Below are 18,800 nucleotides of genomic sequence, written 5' to 3'. Positions count from 1 at the left end.
TTCGCTCCGTGAGCGGACAGGGCGACCATGGCGGCCAGGGCGGTGAGCAGGCGGGCGAGCAGCTCGCGCTGATCCGCGCCGCCCTGCCCAAGGCCGCCCGCCCCGCACGCACCACCGACCAGGCCACCGCGTCCACCGACCCGGTGGCCTCGGTCGTGGTCGACACCGGGCTGGCCCACCTGGCCCGCCCGTTCGAGTACCTCGTGCCCGAGACGATGGCCACGACGGCCGTGCCGGGCGCCCGCGTCAAGGTGCGCTTCGCCGGGCAGGACCTCGACGGCTTCGTGGTCGACCGCCGCCCGGAGGCCGAGCACGTGGGACGGCTGGCGCCGATCCGACGGGTCGTCTCGGCCGAGCCCGTGCTCACGCCGACCCAGCTGCAGGTGGCCACCGAGGTCGCGGCCTCCTGCGCCGGCACCCTCGGCGACGTGCTCCGGCTGGCGGTCCCACCCCGTCACGCCGCAGCCGAGAAGGCCCTCGCCCTCGAGGCGCCTACTCCCGACCCCCTCCCGGCGCCTCCGGGCCCGGGCCCCGCCTGGGCCCGGTATGCCGCCGGGCCGGCCTACCTGGCGCGGCTCGCCGCGGGCGACTCGCCCGCCGCCTCGTGGCTGGCGTTGCCGACGGCGTCGCCCGAGCAGGACTGGCCAGCGGCGCTGGCCACCGCAGCGGCCGCCACCTTGGCCGGCGGCCGGGGCAGCGTCCTCGTGGTGCCCGACCACCGCGACGTCGCCCGGGTCGACGCGGCGCTCACTGCGGCGCTGGGGCCGGGTCGCCACGTGCGACTCACCGCCGACCAGGGCCCGCAGGCCCGCTACACCGCCTGGCTCAAGGTGTTGCGGGGCCACGTGTCGGTGGTGGTCGGCACCCGCGCGGCAGCGTTCGCGCCAGTGCGCGACCTCGGTCTCGTGACGTGGTGGGACGACGGCGACGACCTGCTGGACGAGCCCCGGGCCCCCTATCCGCACGTCCGCGACGTGCTGCTGACGCGGGCCCGGGTGGAGGGTGCTGCCGTCCTGTCGGGGGGATTCACCCGCACCGCGGCGGTGCAGCAGCTGGTCGAGTCCGGCGCCCTGCGCACCATCGCCGGTGCCACCGCGCGTGGCGTCGTGCCGCGGGTCCAGGTCGCGGGGGAGGGCGTGGAGGTCGAGCGCGATGCGGCGGCCGCCTCGGCCCACCTGCCGTCGATCGCGTGGCGCACCGCCAAGGCCGCCCTCGAGACCGGACCGGTCCTGGTCCAGGTGCCTCGACGCGGCTACGTGCCCTCCCTCTCCTGCCAGACCTGCCGCACGGCGGTCCGGTGCGGGCACTGTGGTGGTCCGGTGGCGCTGGGCTCGCGTCGGGCCGAACCGGCCTGCCGCTGGTGCGGTCGCGGCGTGGGTCGCTTCGAGTGCCGCCACTGTGGCGGTCGCGAGCTGCGCTCGTCGGTCGTGGGTGCCCGGCGCACCGCCGAGGAGCTCGGGCGCGCGTTCCCCGGCGTCCCGGTGCACACCTCGGGTGCCGGTGCCGTCCTCGAGAGGGTGGCGGCCACGCCCGCGCTCGTCATCGCCACGCCGGGTGCCGAACCCGTGGCCGAGGGTGGGTATGCCGCGTGCCTGCTCCTCGATGCCTGGGCCAGCCTCGACCGGCCGACCCTCGACGCGGGGGAGGAGGCCCTGCGGCGCTGGACCGCTGCCGCAGCCCTGACCCGTGCTGCCACGTCGGGCGGACAGGTGGTCCTGTGCGGCGCTCCGACGCACACGACGCTGCCGGTCGTCGAGGCCTTGGTGCGGTGGGACCCGCAGTGGTTCGCGGGGCGGGAGCTCGCTGACCGGCGAGAGCTCTCGCTGCCCCCGACGGTCGCCCTCGCGGCCGTGACGGGGGAGCGGCGCGCCGTCGAGGCGGCCCTGCGCCTGGCCCAGCTGCCCGACGACGCGGAGCAGATCGGGCCGCTCCAGGTGGCCGACGACGCGGTCCGCGTGTTGGTGAGGTGTCCCCTCGACGAGCGCCCGTCGCTCGCCGAGGCGCTGGCGGCGATGAAGGCGGTCCGCAGCGCCCGGAAGGAGAAGGTGTCCATCCAGGTGCGGATGGACCCGCGCGACCCCGCCGGCTGACCACGTCGACCGCTGCGGTGCTCCGTTGCCCGGCATCGGGCGCTGCGGCAGCCCGCCTAGACTGGCGCGCGTGTCGATCCAGAACATCCGCCTCTTCGGTGACCCCGTCCTCCGCACGCCCGCGGAGCCCGTCGTCGACTTCGACCGCGAGCTGCGCCAGCTCGTGAAGGACCTCACCGAGACGATGATGGACGCGCCCGGCGCAGGGCTGGCGGCTCCACAGATCGGGGTGGGCCTGCGGGTCTTCACCTACTGGGTCGACGGTGAGCTGGGACACCTGGTCAACCCCGACCTCGACCTGTCCACCGAGCTCCAGGACGGCGAGGAGGGCTGCCTGTCCTTCCCGGGGCTGCGCTTCGAGACGCCCCGGGCCCTGCGCACGGTGGCCAAGGGCTTCAACCAGTTCGGCGAGCCGGTGGTGGTCGAGGGGTCCGAGCTGCTCGCCCGCTGCCTCCAGCACGAGACCGACCACCTCGACGGGATCCTCTTCATCGACCGGATGGACCGCGAGCAGCGCAAGGCCGCCATGCGGGCCATCCGGGAGGCCGACTGGGGCGGTGGGACGAGCCCCGTCGTCAAGGTCAGCCCGCACGCCACCTTCGGCCGGGGGATGTGATGCGGCTGGTCTTCGCGGGCACCCCAGCGCCGGCGGTGCCGTCGCTTGACGCCCTGGTCGCGTCACCGCACGAGGTGGTGGCCGTCGTCACCCGCCCCGACGCGCGGGCCGGCCGGGGACGCGGGGTCGTGACCTCGCCGGTGCGCCAGCGGGCCGAGCAGCTCGGCATCGAGGTGCTGACCCCAGACCGCCCGAGGGACCCCGCCTTCCTCGACCGGCTGCGCGAGCTGGCCCCCGATGCGTGCCCGGTCGTCGCCTACGGCGCGCTGATCCCGCAGGCCGCGCTCGACATCCCGCGGCACGGTTGGGTCAACCTGCACTTCTCCCTGCTTCCTGCCTGGCGCGGCGCCGCGCCCGTGCAGCACGCCGTGATGGCGGGCGACGAGGTGACCGGGGCCTCGACCTTCCTCATCGAGGCCGGACTCGACACCGGTCCGGTGTTCGGGGTGATGACCGAGCGCATCCGACCGCGCGACACCGCCGGGGATGTCCTCGACCGTCTCGCCGAGGGTGGCGCCGGACTGCTGCTCGCCACCATGGACGGGCTCGAGAGCGGCACGCTGACGCCGGTGCCGCAGGCGCCTGACGGGGTGTCGCTGGCGCCCAAGCTAGAGGTCGCCGACGCGCAGGTGCGCTGGGACCGGCCCGCCGTGGCAGTGGACCGCCAGGTGCGGGGGTGCACCCCCGCCCCGGGCGCGTGGTCGACCTTCCGTGGCAGCCGCGTGAAGCTCGCGCCGGTGCTCCTCGAGCCCGCGTATGCCGGGCCGGCGCTCGCGCCGGGCGAGGTCGCCGCCGGGAGGCGTGACGTGCACGTGGGCACCGCGAGTGGCGTGGTGCGGCTCTCGGCCGTGCAGCCGCACGGCAAGAAGGAGATGGCCGCGGCCGACTGGGTCCGTGGCCTGCGCCTCGACGCGGGAGAGCGGTTCAGCCATGAGTGAGCAGGGACCACACGGACCCCGCAGGGGCGACGAGGGCGGGCGGCGCGACGAGGGCGGCGGACGACGCAATGCCAAGGGTCGCCAGCGCCCGGAGCGAGCCCACGGTGGGCGGGAGCGCTCGGCCCAGCGACCCAGCGAGCGCAACCGGGGTGGCGACCCCCAGCGGCTCGCGGCCTACACCGTCCTGCGGGCCGTCGCCGACGGCGCCTACGCCAACCTCGAGCTCCCGAAGGTGCTGCGCGACCGCGGCATCCACGGGCGCGACGCCGCCTTCACGACCGAGCTCGTCTACGGGGCGGTCCGGATGCGCGGACTCTACGACCCGATCATCGCGGTGGCCGCCGGTCGTGCTCTCGACAAGATCGACCCGAACGTCCTCGACACCTTGCGGCTCGGGGCCCATCAGCTGCTCGGCATGCGCGTGCCCACCCACGCCGCGGTCGACGAGACGGTCGGCTTGGCCCGCAAGGTCAATGGCGCCGGGGCCGCGGGGTTCGTCAACGCGGTCATGCGACGGGTCAGCGAGCGCGACCTCGACGCCTGGCTCAGCGAGGTCGTCCCCTCGGGCGACCTCACCGCCCAGCTGGCGGTCGAGCAGTCCCACCCGGAGTGGATCGTCAAGGCACTGCGGGCCGCCCTGCTCGGTCACGGGGCCGCCACCGGGGAAACCGTCGATGCCGAGCTGACCGCGCTGGTGACCTCTGACAACGCACCGGCCAAGGTGTCCCTGGTGGCCCGACCCGGCCTGGCGACCGTGGCCGAGCTCGTCGACGCGGGTGCTTCCGCGTCGCCCCTCTCGCCGGTTGGTGCGGTGCTCGACGGGGGTGACCCCGGCGGCATACCTGCGGTCCGTGAGGGACGCGCGGCGGTGCAGGACGAAGGCTCGCAGCTGGTCGCCCTCGCACTCGCGGCGGTGCCGGTCGACCACGGTGCGGGATTCGACGGCGCCGAGCAGTGGCTCGACCTCTGCGCAGGACCGGGTGGCAAGGCGGGGCTGCTCGCCGGTCTGGCGATCGAGGCCGGCGCCGATCTCACCGCCAACGAGGTGAGCGAGCACCGAGCCGACCTGGTGCGACAGACCCTGCGTCCCGCCACCGCCAGGGCGCGCGCCGTCGGGCGCTCCGTCGCCGTCCGTACGGGTGACGGCCGGCAGGTGGGGGAGGACGAGCCGGGGCGGTACGACCGCGTGCTCGTGGACGCGCCGTGCACCGGGCTGGGTGCCCTTCGGCGACGTCCAGAGGCCCGCTGGCGGCGCACGCCCGCAGACCTCGCCGACCTGGGCAGGCTCCAGCGCGAGCTGCTGGCCTCCGCGATCGATGCCACCGCGCCCGGTGGGGTGATCGCCTACGCCACCTGCAGCCCGCACCTGGCCGAGACCACCTTCGTCGTGGGTGACGTGACCAAGAAGCGCACCGACGTCGAGCTGGTCGACGCCCGCGACTACGTGCGGGGGGCCGACGGCCAGCCCGTCGACGTGCCCGGAGCCGGCCCGACCGTCCAGCTCTGGCCGCACCTGCACGGCACCGACGGGATGTTCCTGGCCCTGCTGCGCAAGAAGGCCTGAGTCCTCCGTCCTCGGACGCGCCCGGCGCAGATCGGAATAGCCACCGCCAACGGCAGGTTGGCCCACAGGTGACCACCCCCGCGCTGTCCGTCCTCGACCTCGTCCCCGTCCGCCAGGACCAGAGCACCGGCAACGCGTTGGCCGCGACCCGGTCGCTGGCGAAGGTCGCCGATGGGCACGGCTACCGCCGCTACTGGTTGGCAGAGCACCACAACATGCCCGCGGTCGCCGCGACCAACCCGCCCGTGCTCATTGCCATGGTCGCCGCGGCCACCGAGCGGATCCGGGTGGGTTCCGGAGGGGTGATGCTCCCCAACCACGCCCCGCTGGTCGTGGCGGAACAGTTCGCGCTGCTGGAGGCGGCGCACCCCGGACGGATCGACCTCGGCATCGGCCGAGCGCCCGGCACCGACCCCGTCACCAGCTATGCGCTGCGCCACGGGGCTGGGGGAGTCGAGGCGGACGCGGTGGCGCGGTTCCCCCAGTACGTCGACGACGTCATCGCACTGATGTCCACCGAGGGAGTGGGCATCAGGGTGGGTGGCGACGTCCACCCGCTCAACGCCACCCCGAGGGCCGAGTCGGTCCCCGAGGTCTGGCTGCTCGGCTCGTCGGACTACTCGGCCCGGCTCGCCGCCGAGCGCGGGCTGCCCTACGTCTTCGCCCACCACTTCTCCGGGCGCGGCACCGCTGCGGCGCTGGAGCTCTACCGCTCGGGTTACCGGCCCACGGAGTCGCACCCGGCGCCGCGGACGTTCCTCACCCTCAACGTCGTGGTCGCCCCCACCCAGGCGGAGGCCGACCGACTGGTCCTGCCCAACCTCGCCTCGATGGTCGCGCTCCGGACCGGCGGACCGCTGGCGCCCCAGCTGCTCGTCGAGCAGGCCGAGGAGGCCGGGATCGCCGAGGCGCACCACTCGCTCGCCGACGAGATGCGGAGCCGCTGGGTGGTCGGCACGCCCGACTCGGTGGCCGAGCAGGTGTCCGCGCTGGCCGCCGAGCACGGCGTCGACGAGGTCATGGTGCACCCCGTGGCCGGGGCCCTCGCGGGCACGCCGGCCGACCGGGCCCCTGCTCGCGAGGCAACCCTGGCCCTGCTCGCCGAGGCGATGGGGCAGCGGGCCGCCTGACCTTCGCCCCGCGTGTGCGGACGGTGCCGACGCGTCAGTCGGTGGGGTCGTCGGTGGCCTCGAGCGCTGCCACGAGCCGGCCGACCCATTCGGCGGCGGGCAGCTCGCCCAGGGCGAGGTGGCTGTCGCGGGCCTCGGTGAGGAGACGCCGAGCGTCGTCTGCACGGCCCAGGTGCAGGGCGACCAGTCCCTCGCTCCGTCCGACCATCGTCGACAGGCTGGGCGAGCCCACGAGGTCGCTGCGCGTCAGCGCCTCCTCCAGGTGCTCGCGCGCGGGACCGGCCTCCCCGGACAGGGCGTGCGCCTCGGCGAGCCGGGCATGCACGGCCGCCAGGCCGGGAGCGTTGTCGGGACGGACGGACAGCAGGGCCAGGGCAGTCGTGAGCTGGGCCCTGGCGCCCGCGGCGTCGCCGCGCGCGAGGGCAGCCTCGCCGAGGTGGTGGTGGCAGTAGCCCGTGTCGACCTCGCGGGCGACCAGGGAGGACGCGAGGTAGGTCGCGCGGGCCTGCCGCACCAGCTCCTCACCCTCCGACAGACGACCCCGGCGGAGGTGCAGGTCGCCCAGGATCCGCAGCCGACCAGCCTCCTCCACGGGCTCCTCATGGGGCTGCTCGAGCATGCGCAGGGCAGTCGCGTCGTCGCCGGTCTCGATGGCAGCCTGCGCGCGTTGGTGACGCAGGAGGGCGCCCTGCGGGTCGTCGCCGAGGAGCGCGACAGCCTCCGCGTAGCGGCCCATCGAGAGCAGCGCGCCCGCGCGCAGGTGCAGGTCGAGGTCGCCGACGCGGTCCTTCACCGCGGCCGGCAGCCGACTGGTGTCCAGGAGTCGCAGGGCGAGCTCGTTGCGACCGGTCAACAGCGCGCTCGTGGCCCGGAGCCGGTCGGCCAGTGGACGGTAGGCCCTGGGCGGGGCGCGGTGGGCCAGCACCTGGTCGTGCGCGCCACCCTCCAACAGCGTGGACATCGACGTGATGGTGCGTCGGGCGCGCCAGTGCAGGGCAGCGAAGACGAGCATGGCCACCAGGGCCACACCGAGCGCAGCGGTGATCAGCGGGGTCACGGGTGCGAGTCTGGCGGGTGGGGAGGTCGGCTCGTGCGGGTCTGGCCGGAGGCCGTCCGTTGGGACTAGGACGGGCTTCCTCCGTGCCGCCCACTACTGTGTCCGCGTGCAGATCTCGCCCAGCATCCTGTCCGCGGACTTCGCCAACCTCGAGGCGGAGCTGCGCCGCATCGCCAACGCCGACTGGGCCCACGTGGACGTCATGGACGGGCACTTCGTGCCGAACCTCACCCTCGGGCTCCCGGTGGTCGAGGCGCTGGCGAAGGTCAGCCCGATCCCGCTCGACTGCCACCTGATGATCGAGGACCCCGACCGCTGGGCGCCGATGTATGCCGAGGCCGGGGGCTCGTCGGTGACGTTCCACATCGAGGCGGCCCTGGACCCCCGCGCCCTCGCCCGCACCCTGCGTGGGCTGGGCGCTCGCGCCGGGATGGCCATCAAGCCGGGCACCTCGTTCGGCCCGTACGAAGAGCTCCTGCCCGACCTCGACATGGTCCTCGTGATGACGGTCGAGCCGGGTTTCGGTGGGCAGTCGTTCATGGCCGACCAGATGCCCAAGGTCGCCCAGGTCCGCGAGGCGGTCCGCAGGCACGGAGGCGAGATCTGGGTCCAGGTCGACGGGGGAGTGTCGGCCACGACCATCGAGCAGTGCGCCGAGGCGGGGGCGGACGTGTTCGTGGCCGGTTCCGCGGTCTACGGCGCCGAGGACGCCGCGGCCGCGGTGGACGAGCTGCGCACCTTGGCGAGCGCGCACGCCCACTGAACCCAGTGCGCCCGGCGCTTGCCGTCGGCTCGCGGTGGAGGCCTGGAGTCTGCTCATGGCGGAGGCGGGCGGTCGCAGCCGGCTGGCCACGCCGCGGTCGTGAGGACCATCACGCGGACCGGGCGGCGCGCACTCCCCGGTGCTGCGGCATACTGGGAGCTGACGTGCTCCGGGGTCGGTGCAATTCCGAACCGGCGGTGACAGTCCGCGACCCGACCGCAGCCAGCGGCCGGTTGACTGGGTGGAACTCCCAGACCGACGGTTAAAGTCCGGATGGTAGGCAGCACGCGACAGCGGGACCAGTGGGTCCGCGGTGTGGCACCAGCCTCCCGCGGCACTGATCTCGTCCAGCAGGCCCGCCCTGCACGACCCCCCGGAGCTCGACCATCGGTCTCGAGCGAGGGCAGGACAGTGGCAGAGCAGCTCAGCGGCGACGCGGCGATGATGAGCCGCGCCCTGGCCCTCGCTGCCCACGGTCCGGAAGCCGACCCCAACCCCCGCGTGGGGTGCGTGCTGGTCGATGCCGCGGGTGAGGTCGTCGCCGCTGGTTGGCACCACGGTGCCGGCACCGCACACGCTGAGGCTGACGCGCTCGAGGCGGCGGGCGAGCGCGCGTCGGGCACCACGGCATACGTGACCCTCGAACCGTGCAACCACGTCGGGCGCACCCCCTCCTGCGCCAAGGCGCTGTATGCCGCGGGCGTGAGCCGCGTGGTCTACGGCCAGGCCGATCCCAACCCGGTCGCGGCGGGCGGGGCCGCGTGGTTGCGCCGCAAGGGTGTCGTGGTGGAGGGCGGGGTGCTCGCCGAGGAAGCGCTGGCGCTCAACCCGACCTGGACCCACCTGGTGACCACCGGCCGCCCGTGGGTGACCTGGAAGCTGGCCACGACTCTCGACGGCCGCAGTGCTGCCGCCGACGGCACCAGCCAGTGGATCACCGGCGAGGCTGCCCGAGCCGACGTCCACGAGCAGCGGTCGCGCTGCGGTGCCATCCTCGTCGGGACGGGCACGGCCCTGCTCGACGACCCGCAGCTGACCGCCCGCAAGCCGGATGGTTCGCTCTACCCGCACCAGCCGATCCGCGTGGTGATGGGTGAGCGCGACCTGCCCGCCACGGCACGGGTGCTCGACGACGCGTCGCCGACCTGGCACCTGAAGACCCGTGACCCCAAGGCCGTGCTCTCGGCCCTGGCTGACGCCGGCGTCCACCACGTCTGGCTCGAGGGCGGGCCCACCGTGGCCGCGGCACTGATGGCCGCCGGGCTCGTCGACGAGCTCATCGCGTACGTCGCACCGGTCCTCCTGGGCCGCGGGCGCCCCTCGGTGAGCGACCTCGGCATCACCACCATCGACCACGCCCTGCGGCTGCGGCCCACCGACATCACCCTGATCGGCCACGACGTGCGGATCACGGCAGCACTGAAGGAGACCACCTGATGTTCACCGGGATCGTCGAGGAGCTCGGCCACGTGGTCGCGCTCGAACGCGGTGCGACCTCCGCCCGTCTCACCGTCGCCGGGCCCCTCGTCACGTCGGACGCCGTCCACGGGGCGTCCATCGCCGTCAACGGCGTCTGCCTGACGGTCGTGGAGCACGGCGAGGGGGAGTTCACGGTCGACGTCATGGCCGAGACCCTCGACCGGAGCAGCCTCGGCAGCCTGGCGGAGGGGGACCGCGTCAACCTGGAGCGCGCGATGTCGGCCTCGAGCCGGTTCGGCGGCCACATCGTGCAGGGACACGTCGACGGGACCGCCGAGATCGTCAGCCGAACGCCCGGTGACCGGTGGGAGGTCGTGCAGCTCAGCCTCCCTCCGTCGCTGTCCCGCTACGTCGTGGAGAAGGGGTCGATCACGGTGGACGGCGTCAGCCTCACCGTGGCGGCCCTGGCGGAGTCACCCGATGGCGCGACGACCTTCAGCGTCTCGCTCATCCCCACCACGCTTGCCCTCACCACGTTGGGACACAAGGGGGTTGGCGACCGCGTCAACCTCGAAGTCGATGTCCTGGCCAAGTACGTCGAACGCCTGATCACCTCCAAGGAGACCATCGCATGAACCTCTTCACCCGGCTCTACGAGGCACACCTGACCATCGCCGGCCACCCCATCACGTGGCGCGAGATCGTCGGCAACGCCTTCGGCTTCGCCTCCGCCATCGGTGGGCTGCGGCGCCGCGTCTGGGCCTGGCCGATCGGCATCGTCGGCAACGTGCTGCTCTTCACGGTCTTCATCGGAGCCACCTTCGACGCACAGGCGCAGCAGCCGTTGTTCGGGCAGGCCGGCCGCCAGGTCTTCTTCATCCTCACGAGCGTCTACGGCTGGTGGCGGTGGAACGCGGTCCGCAAGGCGCGGGAGCTCGCGAGCGGCGGCGGCGCAGGTGCGCCCGCCATCACGCCCCGCTGGGCGTCGGCCAGCGAGCGAGTGGCCTACCTCGTGGCCTCCGCCGCGGGGGTGCTCGTCTTCCAGTGGGTGTTCTCGGTGATCGGCGCGGGCTGGCCGGCGCCCCGGTGGTACTTCTGGTGCGACGCCTGGATCTTCGTCGGCTCGATGGTCGCGACCTATGCGATGGCTCGCGGCTGGAACGACTTCTGGCTGGCGTGGATCGCGGTCGACCTCGTGGGCGTGCCGCTGCTGTGGCACTCCCAGTACTACCCGACCGCCATCCTCTTCGTGGTCTACGGCGCCCTGGTCGTCTACGGCTTCTTCGTCTGGCTCAAGGCCTCCCGTGAGGAGCGCGACCCCGTCCGCGAGCTGAGTGAGGTCTCGGCATGATCGGGCTGGCCACCGTCGAGGACGCCCTCGCCGCCCTGCGCGACGGTCGCCCCGTGCTGGTCACCGACAACGAGGACCGCGAGAACGAGGGCGACGTGATCCTCGCGGCCCAGACCCTCACCACAGAGTGGCTGGCCTGGACCATCCGGCACACCAGCGGCTACCTCTGCGCGCCCGTCACGGACGTGACCGCCGACCGCCTCGGCCTCCCGCTGATGGTGGCCGAGAACCGTGACCCGTTGCGCACCGCGTACACGGTCACCGTCGACGCCGCGGAGGGTGTCACCACCGGCATCAGTGCAGCCGACCGTGCCCAGACCATCCGACTCCTGGCCGACCCGCTCTCGACGCCTGAGTCGTTCGTGCGACCAGGACACGTGATCCCGTTGCGGGCCAAGGCCGGTGGTGTCCTGGAGCGTCCCGGTCACACCGAGGCGGCAGTCGACCTGTGCCGGCTTGCCGGGCTGGCTCCGGCCGGCGCGATCGGTGAGCTGGTCAACGACGACGGTTCCATGATGCGCCTGCCCGAGGTGCTGGCGACCGGGGCCGTGCACGACGTGCCGGTGATCACCATCGAGCAGCTCGTCGCCTGGCGCCAGCTCCACGACCGGGTGGAGACGCTCGCCGAGACGACCCTGCCCACGAGGCACGGGGAGTTCAAGACCATCGGCTTCCGTGACCGCCTGACCGGCGCCGAGCACGTCGCCCTGGTCAGCCCCAAGGGCGCCGAGGGCCAGAACCCGTTGGTGCGGCTGCACTCCGAGTGCCTGACCGGTGACGCGTTCGGCTCGCTGCGCTGCGACTGCGGGCCGCAGCTCGAGCGGTCGATGGAGCGGATCGCTGCCGAGGGCGGCGTGCTCGTCTACCTGCGCGGCCACGAGGGACGGGGAGTTGGCCTCGTGTCGAAGCTGCAGGCCTACGCCCTCCAGGACGCGGGGCTCGACACGGTCGACGCCCAGCTCGAGCTCGACCTGCCCGTCGACGCGAGGGAGTATGCCGCCGGCGCAGCGATCCTCGCCGCGCTGGGCTTGTCGTCGGTGCGGCTGCTCACGAACAACCCGGCGAAGGTCGAGGCGCTGTCGCGCTACGGCATCGTCGTCGCGGTCGTGGAGCGGCTCTCGATCGCGCCGAACTCCACCAACCGCGCCTACCTGCGCACCAAGCGCGACCGGATGGGCCACGACCTCGTCATCGACGCGACGGACCAGGGAGCCAGCGCGTGAGCGGGCACGGCGCTCCTGCGGTCACTGCCGACGGGAGTGGCCTGCGCGTCGCGATCGTCGCGGCGTCGTGGCACACGGAGGTGATGGACGGCCTCGTGGCCGGCGCGGAGCGAGCGCTGGCCGAAGCGGGAGTGGTCGACGTGCCCCTCGTGCGGGTGCCGGGCACGGTCGAGCTCACCGTTGCGTGCGCGCGTCTCGCCACGGCATACGACGCGCTCGTCGCGCTGGGGGTCGTGATCCGCGGTGGCACACCGCACTTCGACTACGTCTGCTCAGGCGTCACCCACGGGCTGGCGCAGGTCAGCGTGCGCACCGGGATCCCGATCGGGTTCGGGGTGCTCACGTGCGACGACGACGCCCAGGCGCTCGACCGCGCGGGGCTGCCCGGCTCGAGCGAGGACAAGGGGCACGAGGCGGCGATGGCCGCTGTGGCGACCGCGGTCACCCTCGGCGCACTCGCTCCCCGTACCCTTGGCGCGTGAAGACTTTCGACGACCTGTACGCCGAGCTGGCCGAGAAGGCGGTGAGCCGACCCGAGGGGTCCGGCACCGTCGCCGCGCTGGACGCCGGCGTACATGCCATCGGCAAGAAGATCGTGGAGGAGGCGGCCGAGGTCTGGATGGCCGCCGAGCACGAGGGCAAGGACCGCACGGCCGAGGAGATCAGCCAGCTGCTCTACCACCTGCAGGTGCTGATGGTCGCGTCCGACATCTCCCTCGACGACGTCTACTCCCACCTCTAGCCCACCCTCTTCAGAAGGTCACGCACATGCTGCGAATCGCCGTCCCCAACAAGGGGTCCCTCTCCGAGCCAGCGATCGAGATGCTGCGCGAGGCGGGCTACCGCACGCGCCGCGACACCAAGGAGCTGGTGCTCACCGACACTGACAACGAGGTGGAGTTCTTCTACCTGCGACCGCGTGACATCGCCGTCTACGTCGGTTCGGGCACCGTCGACTGTGGCGTCACCGGTCGCGACCTGCTGCTCGACGCCGGCAGCGCCGCCATCGAGGTGATGACGCTCGGCTTCGGGGGTTCCACCTTCCGGTATGCCGCCAAGCCCGGCACCTGCTCGAGCGTCGCCGAGATCTCGGGTCATCGTGTCGCGACCAGCTACCCGGGCCTGGTCGGCAAGCACCTCGCCGACCAGGGGGTCAGCGCCGAGGTGGTGCGGCTGGACGGTGCCGTCGAGACGGCGATCACGCTCGGGGTGGCCGACGTCATCGCCGACGTGGTCGAGACCGGGACGACGTTGCGGCAGCAGGGCCTGGAGATCTTCGGCGACGAGATCCTGCGCAGCGAGGCGGTGCTCATCCGGCGCGAGGGGTCGCACGAGACCGCTGCGGTCGAGGTGCTGCGTCGCCGGCTCACGGGCGTGGTCACCGCTCGGCACTACGTGATGCTGGACTACGACGTGCCGGTCGACCTCGTCGAGGCTGCCTGTGCCATCACACCCGGGCTCGAGTCGCCCACGGTCTCCGCGTTGCAGAACAAGGACTGGGCCGCGGTGCGCGCCATGGTGCCACGGGCTCGGACCAACGTGATCATGGACGAGCTGTACGAGCTCGGCGCGCGGGCGATCCTGGTGACCGACATCGCCGCCTGCCGGCTGTGAGTGCCGTGACCCCCTCGGGTCGGGCCCCGGGCCAACCATCGGGTGGAGCGGACGAGCAGGCGGCCTTTGCCGTGTTCCGGCCGCGGCGTGGCCGTCAGGTCGCGTACGGCTTCGCGGCCCTGACGGTGGTGTTGTTCGCCGTGATCGCCGTGTTGCTGCCCGGCCCGGCGGAAGGTGGCACGTGGCGCACCGGCGACAAGGTCTTCTTCGTCGGCGTTGGCGTCGCGATCGCGTTGATGTTGTGGAGGTTTGCCGCCATCAGGGCGGTGCCGACTCGTGACGGCCTCACCGTGCGCAACCTGTTCACCACTCGCACGCTCTCCTGGCGGGAGGTGCTCGACGTGCGCTTCTCCGGTGGCGACCCGTGGGTGAGCCTCGCCCTGTCTGACACCGACACCCTTGCCGTGATGGCGATCCAGAAGGCCGACGCCGACTACGGACGCGCCGAGGCCGGCCGTCTCGCCGCGCTCGTCCAGGCGCTCGGACCCTCAGCCAAGAGCCCCGACGTCACCCTCGACTGACCCGCGAACGGTGGCCAGCCGTCGCTATTCCATGCAAAAGGCGAGTTAGTGACATGGACTCCCCGGCGCTAACTCGCCTTTTGCATGGAATAGCGACGCGCGCGTGCGGGGCGCGGTCACTCGACCTTGCGGAGGCTCGGTCGAAGCAGGGCTGACAAGGCCACCTGGGCCAGCATGAGCACGGTGAGCGTGCCCCAGACAGCGGCGAACCCGCCGGTCAGGTCGCGCAGGGCTCCCATGCTCGCGGGTCCGAACGACGCGATCGTGTAGCTGAACAGGAACGCCATCCCGGCCAGTCGCGCGCTGGCCGCAGGGGAGGCGGCGTAGTCGACCATCAGCACGAGCCCGAGGGCGAAGGAGGCACCCTGGCCGAACCCGAGGACCGTCGTCCACACCCACGGCGCACCGTTGGGCAGCAGCCAGAGACCGGCCTGCCCGAGCAGCCCGAGCACCGAGGCCGAGAGCAGTAGCACCCGCCGGTCGTGGATGCGGTCGGTCAACGCGGGAGCCAACAGCCCCGAGACCAGCTGGGCGGCGGTGAAGACCGACAGCAGGTAGCCGGCATGGGTCGGGTCCCAGCCGCGGGCGGTGTAGGACGGTGCGAGCCAGGCCAGGGTGGAGTAGAACTCGACGGACTGCACCGCGAGGTAGCCGGCCACCAGCCAGGCCGTCACGTGACGCCACGGCAGCCGTGCCGGGGAGACGACGGACGGGTTGGCGGCCCGGTGTCGGACATGGCCCGTGAGCACGGGCACCCAGGCGACTACGCCGACCAGCGCGAGGAGTGACCACGAGGCGAGCGAGGCCTGCCACGACCCGAGCCAACCCTGCAGGGGCACCGACAGCGCCGACGACGCACCGGCTCCGCCCATCATCGCGAGCATGTAGAGACCGGTGACCAGCCCGGCGCGTTCGGGCGGGAAGAGCTCCTTGACCAGGCCGGGCAGGAGCGTGCCGCCGATGGCGATGCCGACCCCGGCGAGGAACGTGCCGGCATACAGGGGCCACGTGGCGCCCCCCGCGAGCCGCAGGCCGAGACCGAGGGCCACGCACACGATCGACAGCTCGACGGAGGCCGCGGCTCCGAGCCGGGCCGCGATCCGCTGCGCGCTGGGGGCGAAGAGCCCCATGCAGAGCACCGGCAGCGTGGTCAGCGCGCCGAGCGCGGTGTTGGACAGCCCGAGGTCGTCGGCGATGGTCTCGGTGAGCGGCGGGACGCTGGCCATCGCGGTGCGCAGGTTCGCGGCGACGGCGACGAGCGCCAGCGACATCAGCCAGACGGGCGGCAGGTGGGGGTGGCGGCGTGAGGACATCGCCGACAGTCTGGCAGCCGCGCTCAGTCGTCCTGCGGGCCGGTCGTCATCGACTCGGGGACCATGTCGCGGGCCTCGGCGTACGGCATCCCCGTCAACATCAACAGGTCGACCACCATCGACCGGATCTGTGCGCGCATCACCTCGCCCGACAGCCCCGCGGACGGGTCGATGACCGCGCTGGCCTCACCGATCCGCTGCAGGCCGACGCGGGCGTTGGTCGGCAGCCGCCGTTCACCGAGCTCGCGCGAGATGTCCTCGCACGTCTCGGCGAGCGAGTCCAGCAGCCGCAGGTATGCCGTGGGGACCGCCTCCTCGCGCCAGGTCGCGATCGCGGCGCGCCGGACCAGCACGCGCAGGTTGCGGATGGCGCGGTCGAGGGGTTCGAGCAGGTCGGCGATCGCCTGCACCCCGGGCAGGTGCCGACGTCGGAAGGGCGACAGCCGCACGACCGCAATGCCCTCGGCGGACAGCGCCCTCGCCTCGTCGAGCATGGACTCGGACTGGCGGGCCCGGCTGAGCGTGGCCGAGGCGAGGTCGGAGTCCTGCTCCCGGAGCGAGCGTGCGGTGTCGGCGAGGATCGCGCCGATCTCGTGCACGACGAGCGATGCCTGCTGGCGGGGTCGGCGCAGTGGTCCGGCCGGAGCCACCGTCGTGAACGCCAGCGCCACACAGCCGCCTACGACGGCGTCGAGCCACCGCGTGAACGCCTGCCCCGAGCCGGCGACGAGGGTCGTGACGATCACCGACTGCACGCCGGCCTGGGTGATGAGCAGCATTCCGGCGCCGAGGAGGGCAGCGACGCTCATCGAGAGCACGACCACGACGATGATCTGCCAGAACCCCGACCCGAAGAAGTGCACGAAGACGTCACCGACGAACACCCCGACGGCCACGCCGATCATCACCTCGGTGACCCGGCGCAGCCGCTGCCCGAACGACATGCCGAGCGAGATCATCGCCGTCACGGGGGCGAAGAAGGGCCGGGTGTGGTGCAGCACGTCGCTGGCCACCCACCACGCCGTGGCCGCGCCGAGACCGCACTGGACGATGAAGAAGAGCCGGCTGACCAGCCGGTCGGTGCGCACCCGGGCCTCGCGGCGCGAACGGCGCGCCGCACGGGCCAGGTCGACGGTCGACACCTCAGCCGTTCTGGGCGTAGGCGGCCTCGAGCAGTGGCTCGAGCGACCGCAGGTCGTCCTCGTCCGCGTCGGCGGACAGGTGGAGCCAGTGGGTCGCCTGCGCGAATCCCTTGGCGGGGGAGAGTCGCTCGTCGTCGGGCACCTCGCCGCGGAACCGGAAGCCGATCCGCACGGTGTCGCGAGGCCCCGGGGCGACTGCCACGAACTGGGTGCGACGGATCACCGGGATGTAGGTGCCGCGACCCTCGCGGTGGGCGTCGTCGCCGAGCCCCTCGGCCAGCGTGATGATCGCGTCGTGGATCGGCCGCAGGTGCGCCCTGGCCCCGCCGTAGAGGGCGTCGGTGTAGCCGTCGGGGTCGGGCGGCGTCCACCCGGCCGCCGTGGCTGCGGCGTCGGCGATGGCCCACTGGGAGTTCTGTGGCACCCCGTGCACGTCACGCAGCCAGGCCCGCACGGCCCGCTGGTCGAGCGCGTCGATGCCGGAACCGTCCACCAGCGCCACCCACTCGTCGAGGGTGCGACCGGTGCGTTCCCGCATCGACCCGGTGACCGCGGCGATCATGTCTGCGGGTTCCATGGCCCCGATTATGTATGCCGCGTGCCCACCCCGCGCTGCTCGCCACCTGACCCACCTCATGAGGCTGGGACGAGCGGCCGGGGCGGTCAGCGGCGGTCGCGGGTCGTGTCGAGGAACAGGTCGGCGCGCTCCCAGGTGCGGTCTGCCTCGTAGAGCCGCCTCTCCTGCGCCGACCAACGGTCCCAGAACGGCGCGTAGCCCGGGTCGCGGGCCAGGCCGCGGGCCCGCCGCACCGACTCCTCGGCCTCCACCCAGACCAGCACCGAGGCGGCCTTGCCCGCGGGCAGCGCGCCCGAGCCGCAGCCTTCGAGGACGACGACCTCCGACGACGGCAGCTGCACCCACTCGGCATACTCGCCGGCCGCCCAGTCCCACCGGCGGTACCGGGCGGGCAGACCCTCGGCGAGCGGTCCCACGACCCATTCCTGGGCCCGGTGCGTGCCGGCCCGCAGGCCGTCCCAGCCGGGGTAGAGGTCGTCCATGTGCACGGTGGGAGCGGCGAGATCGGCGGCCACGTCGTGGGCCAGGGTCGTCTTGCCGGCGCCGCTCGGGCCGTCGATGCAGACGAGGTGCGTCGTGCCACAGAGAGGCAGGCTCGCGTCGACGAGGGCGACGATCGTCGCCACCGCGGCTCTCTGGTCGACAGGCATGATCGCTCTCTGGTCGACGGGCATGCGCCTCAGACTAGATCGCTAGGCTCGGCGCGTGCCTGTTGCGACCCGCGTGATCCCCTGTCTCGACGTCGATGCCGGACGCGTCGTCAAGGGAGTCAACTTCGTCAACCTCCGCGACGCGGGTGACCCGGTCGAGCTCGCCAAGGCCTACGGCGAGCAGGGCGCCGACGAGCTCACCTTCCTCGACGTGACCGCGAGCAGCGGCAACCGCGAGACGACCTACGACATCGTGAGCCGCACCGCGGAGCAGGTCTTCATCCCGCTGACCGTCGGCGGGGGAGTGCGCACGGTGGACGACGTCGACCGGCTGCTGCGGGCCGGCGCGGACAAGGTGGGCGTCAACACCGCCGCCATCGCGCGCCCCGAGCTGATCGCCGAGGTCGCCGACCGGTTCGGCTCCCAGGTGCTGGTGCTGTCGGCCGACGTGCGCCGCCGCCGCGACCCCCACGGCAAGGCCAGCGGCGGGTTCGAGGTCACCACCCACGGAGGTCGACAGGGCGCGGGCCTCGACGCCGTCGAGTGGTGCGCTCGAGCGGCCGAGCTGGGGGCGGGGGAGATCCTGCTGAACTCGATGGACGCCGACGGCACCAAGGACGGCTTCGACGTCGAGCTGATCGAGCTGGTGCGCCGCGAGGTGCGGATCCCGCTGATCGCCAGCGGGGGAGCCGGTCGGGTCGAGCACTTCGCCCCAGCTGTCCGGGCCGGTGCCGACGCCGTGCTCGCGGCGAGCGTCTTCCACTTCGGCGAGCTCACCATCAGTCAGGTCAAGGACGCACTGCGGCAGGACGGCATACCGGTCCGCTGACGA

20 protein-coding genes and 1 riboswitch are annotated in these 18,800 nt (G+C 73.0%); of the genes, 15 read left to right on the top strand and 5 right to left on the bottom strand.

Features of this window, described 5'->3' with window-relative positions:
• Positions 1-8 precede the first annotated feature (8 nt).
• From AC1DX8_RS12500 to AC1DX8_RS12480, 5 genes are all read left to right on the top strand, one after another.
• The gene (locus tag AC1DX8_RS12500; protein WP_477630253.1) at positions 9-2,090 is read left to right on the top strand and encodes a primosomal protein N' family DNA-binding protein; all 2,082 of its coding nucleotides are present in this window, start codon (positions 9-11) and stop codon (positions 2,088-2,090) included.
• 70 nt (positions 2,091-2,160) lie between these two features.
• Entirely contained in the window at positions 2,161-2,706 is a 546-nt protein-coding gene (def, locus tag AC1DX8_RS12495; protein WP_477630252.1) for a peptide deformylase, read from the top strand.
• Complete coding sequence (gene fmt / locus AC1DX8_RS12490; protein ID WP_477630251.1) at positions 2,706-3,644, top strand: methionyl-tRNA formyltransferase; 939 nt, start codon at positions 2,706-2,708, stop codon at positions 3,642-3,644. Before def ends, fmt begins: the two co-directional genes overlap by 1 nt.
• On the top strand, positions 3,637-5,208 hold the full coding sequence (locus AC1DX8_RS12485) for an RsmB/NOP family class I SAM-dependent RNA methyltransferase (RefSeq protein WP_477630250.1): 1,572 nt from the start codon (positions 3,637-3,639) through the stop codon (positions 5,206-5,208). The genes fmt and AC1DX8_RS12485 overlap by 8 nt, the downstream gene beginning before the upstream one ends.
• A gap of 68 nt (positions 5,209-5,276) precedes the next feature.
• Positions 5,277-6,338, top strand: a complete 1,062-nt coding sequence (locus AC1DX8_RS12480) for an LLM class flavin-dependent oxidoreductase (protein ID WP_477630249.1) — start codon at positions 5,277-5,279, stop codon at positions 6,336-6,338.
• Between the two features lie 34 nt (positions 6,339-6,372).
• Here AC1DX8_RS12480 and AC1DX8_RS12475 read toward each other — a convergent pair whose 3' ends face one another.
• Positions 6,373-7,395: a tetratricopeptide repeat protein gene (locus tag AC1DX8_RS12475; protein ID WP_477630248.1), complete on the bottom strand. Its 1,023-nt coding sequence runs from the start codon at positions 7,393-7,395 to the stop codon at positions 6,373-6,375.
• A 106-nt stretch (positions 7,396-7,501) separates the two neighbouring features.
• Between AC1DX8_RS12475 and rpe the strand changes: the two genes are divergently transcribed.
• The 9 genes from rpe to AC1DX8_RS12430 all read left to right on the top strand — a co-directional run bounded on the left by rpe (position 7,502) and on the right by AC1DX8_RS12430 (position 14,286).
• A complete protein-coding gene (gene rpe, locus AC1DX8_RS12470) occupies positions 7,502-8,158 on the top strand; it encodes a ribulose-phosphate 3-epimerase (protein WP_477630247.1) in 657 nt (218 codons plus the stop codon).
• A gap of 161 nt (positions 8,159-8,319) precedes the next feature.
• Positions 8,320-8,448: riboswitch (FMN riboswitch) on the top strand.
• A gap of 121 nt (positions 8,449-8,569) precedes the next feature.
• Positions 8,570-9,595 (top strand): bifunctional diaminohydroxyphosphoribosylaminopyrimidine deaminase/5-amino-6-(5-phosphoribosylamino)uracil reductase RibD, encoded by a 1,026-nt coding sequence (gene ribD / locus AC1DX8_RS12465; RefSeq protein ID WP_477630246.1) that lies wholly within the window; start codon positions 8,570-8,572, stop codon positions 9,593-9,595.
• Complete coding sequence (locus tag AC1DX8_RS12460; protein WP_477630245.1) at positions 9,595-10,212, top strand: riboflavin synthase; 618 nt, start codon at positions 9,595-9,597, stop codon at positions 10,210-10,212. Before ribD ends, AC1DX8_RS12460 begins: the two co-directional genes overlap by 1 nt.
• Positions 10,209-10,928, top strand: coding sequence for a nicotinamide mononucleotide transporter family protein (locus AC1DX8_RS12455; RefSeq protein ID WP_477630244.1), 720 nt, complete (start codon positions 10,209-10,211; stop codon positions 10,926-10,928). The genes AC1DX8_RS12460 and AC1DX8_RS12455 overlap by 4 nt, the downstream gene beginning before the upstream one ends.
• A complete protein-coding gene (locus AC1DX8_RS12450; RefSeq protein ID WP_477630243.1) occupies positions 10,925-12,151 on the top strand; it encodes a bifunctional 3,4-dihydroxy-2-butanone-4-phosphate synthase/GTP cyclohydrolase II in 1,227 nt (408 codons plus the stop codon). Before AC1DX8_RS12455 ends, AC1DX8_RS12450 begins: the two co-directional genes overlap by 4 nt.
• Positions 12,148-12,633, top strand: coding sequence for a 6,7-dimethyl-8-ribityllumazine synthase (ribH, locus tag AC1DX8_RS12445; protein WP_477630242.1), 486 nt, complete (start codon positions 12,148-12,150; stop codon positions 12,631-12,633). Before AC1DX8_RS12450 ends, ribH begins: the two co-directional genes overlap by 4 nt.
• Positions 12,630-12,893 (top strand): phosphoribosyl-ATP diphosphatase, encoded by a 264-nt coding sequence (locus AC1DX8_RS12440; protein WP_477630241.1) that lies wholly within the window; start codon positions 12,630-12,632, stop codon positions 12,891-12,893. The genes ribH and AC1DX8_RS12440 overlap by 4 nt, the downstream gene beginning before the upstream one ends.
• 26 nt (positions 12,894-12,919) lie before the next feature.
• Positions 12,920-13,765 (top strand): ATP phosphoribosyltransferase, encoded by an 846-nt coding sequence (hisG, locus tag AC1DX8_RS12435; RefSeq protein WP_477630240.1) that lies wholly within the window; start codon positions 12,920-12,922, stop codon positions 13,763-13,765.
• Positions 13,762-14,286: a PH domain-containing protein gene (locus AC1DX8_RS12430; protein ID WP_477630239.1), complete on the top strand. Its 525-nt coding sequence runs from the start codon at positions 13,762-13,764 to the stop codon at positions 14,284-14,286. The genes hisG and AC1DX8_RS12430 overlap by 4 nt, the downstream gene beginning before the upstream one ends.
• A gap of 116 nt (positions 14,287-14,402) precedes the next feature.
• Here the strand turns inward: AC1DX8_RS12430 and AC1DX8_RS12425 are convergent, their stop codons facing one another.
• From AC1DX8_RS12425 to AC1DX8_RS12410, 4 genes are all read right to left on the bottom strand, one after another.
• Positions 14,403-15,599 (bottom strand): MFS transporter, encoded by a 1,197-nt coding sequence (locus AC1DX8_RS12425; RefSeq protein ID WP_477630238.1) that lies wholly within the window; start codon positions 15,597-15,599, stop codon positions 14,403-14,405.
• A 23-nt stretch (positions 15,600-15,622) separates the two neighbouring features.
• Complete coding sequence (locus tag AC1DX8_RS12420) at positions 15,623-16,741, bottom strand: FUSC family protein (RefSeq protein ID WP_477630237.1); 1,119 nt, start codon at positions 16,739-16,741, stop codon at positions 15,623-15,625.
• Between the two features lies 1 nt (position 16,742).
• The gene (locus tag AC1DX8_RS12415; RefSeq protein ID WP_477630236.1) at positions 16,743-17,318 is read right to left on the bottom strand and encodes a DUF5655 domain-containing protein; all 576 of its coding nucleotides are present in this window, start codon (positions 17,316-17,318) and stop codon (positions 16,743-16,745) included.
• An 86-nt stretch (positions 17,319-17,404) separates the two neighbouring features.
• The gene (locus tag AC1DX8_RS12410; protein ID WP_477630235.1) at positions 17,405-17,992 is read right to left on the bottom strand and encodes a nucleoside/nucleotide kinase family protein; all 588 of its coding nucleotides are present in this window, start codon (positions 17,990-17,992) and stop codon (positions 17,405-17,407) included.
• A 31-nt stretch (positions 17,993-18,023) separates the two neighbouring features.
• Here AC1DX8_RS12410 and hisF point away from each other — a divergent pair, with 31 nt between their 5' ends.
• The gene (hisF, locus tag AC1DX8_RS12405) at positions 18,024-18,797 is read left to right on the top strand and encodes an imidazole glycerol phosphate synthase subunit HisF (protein ID WP_477630234.1); all 774 of its coding nucleotides are present in this window, start codon (positions 18,024-18,026) and stop codon (positions 18,795-18,797) included.
• Positions 18,798-18,800: the final 3 nt, after the last annotated feature.

It is taken from the genome of Pedococcus sp. P2_A3 (assembly GCF_056405035.1).
This window is presented reverse-complemented; position numbering and strand designations above follow the sequence as displayed.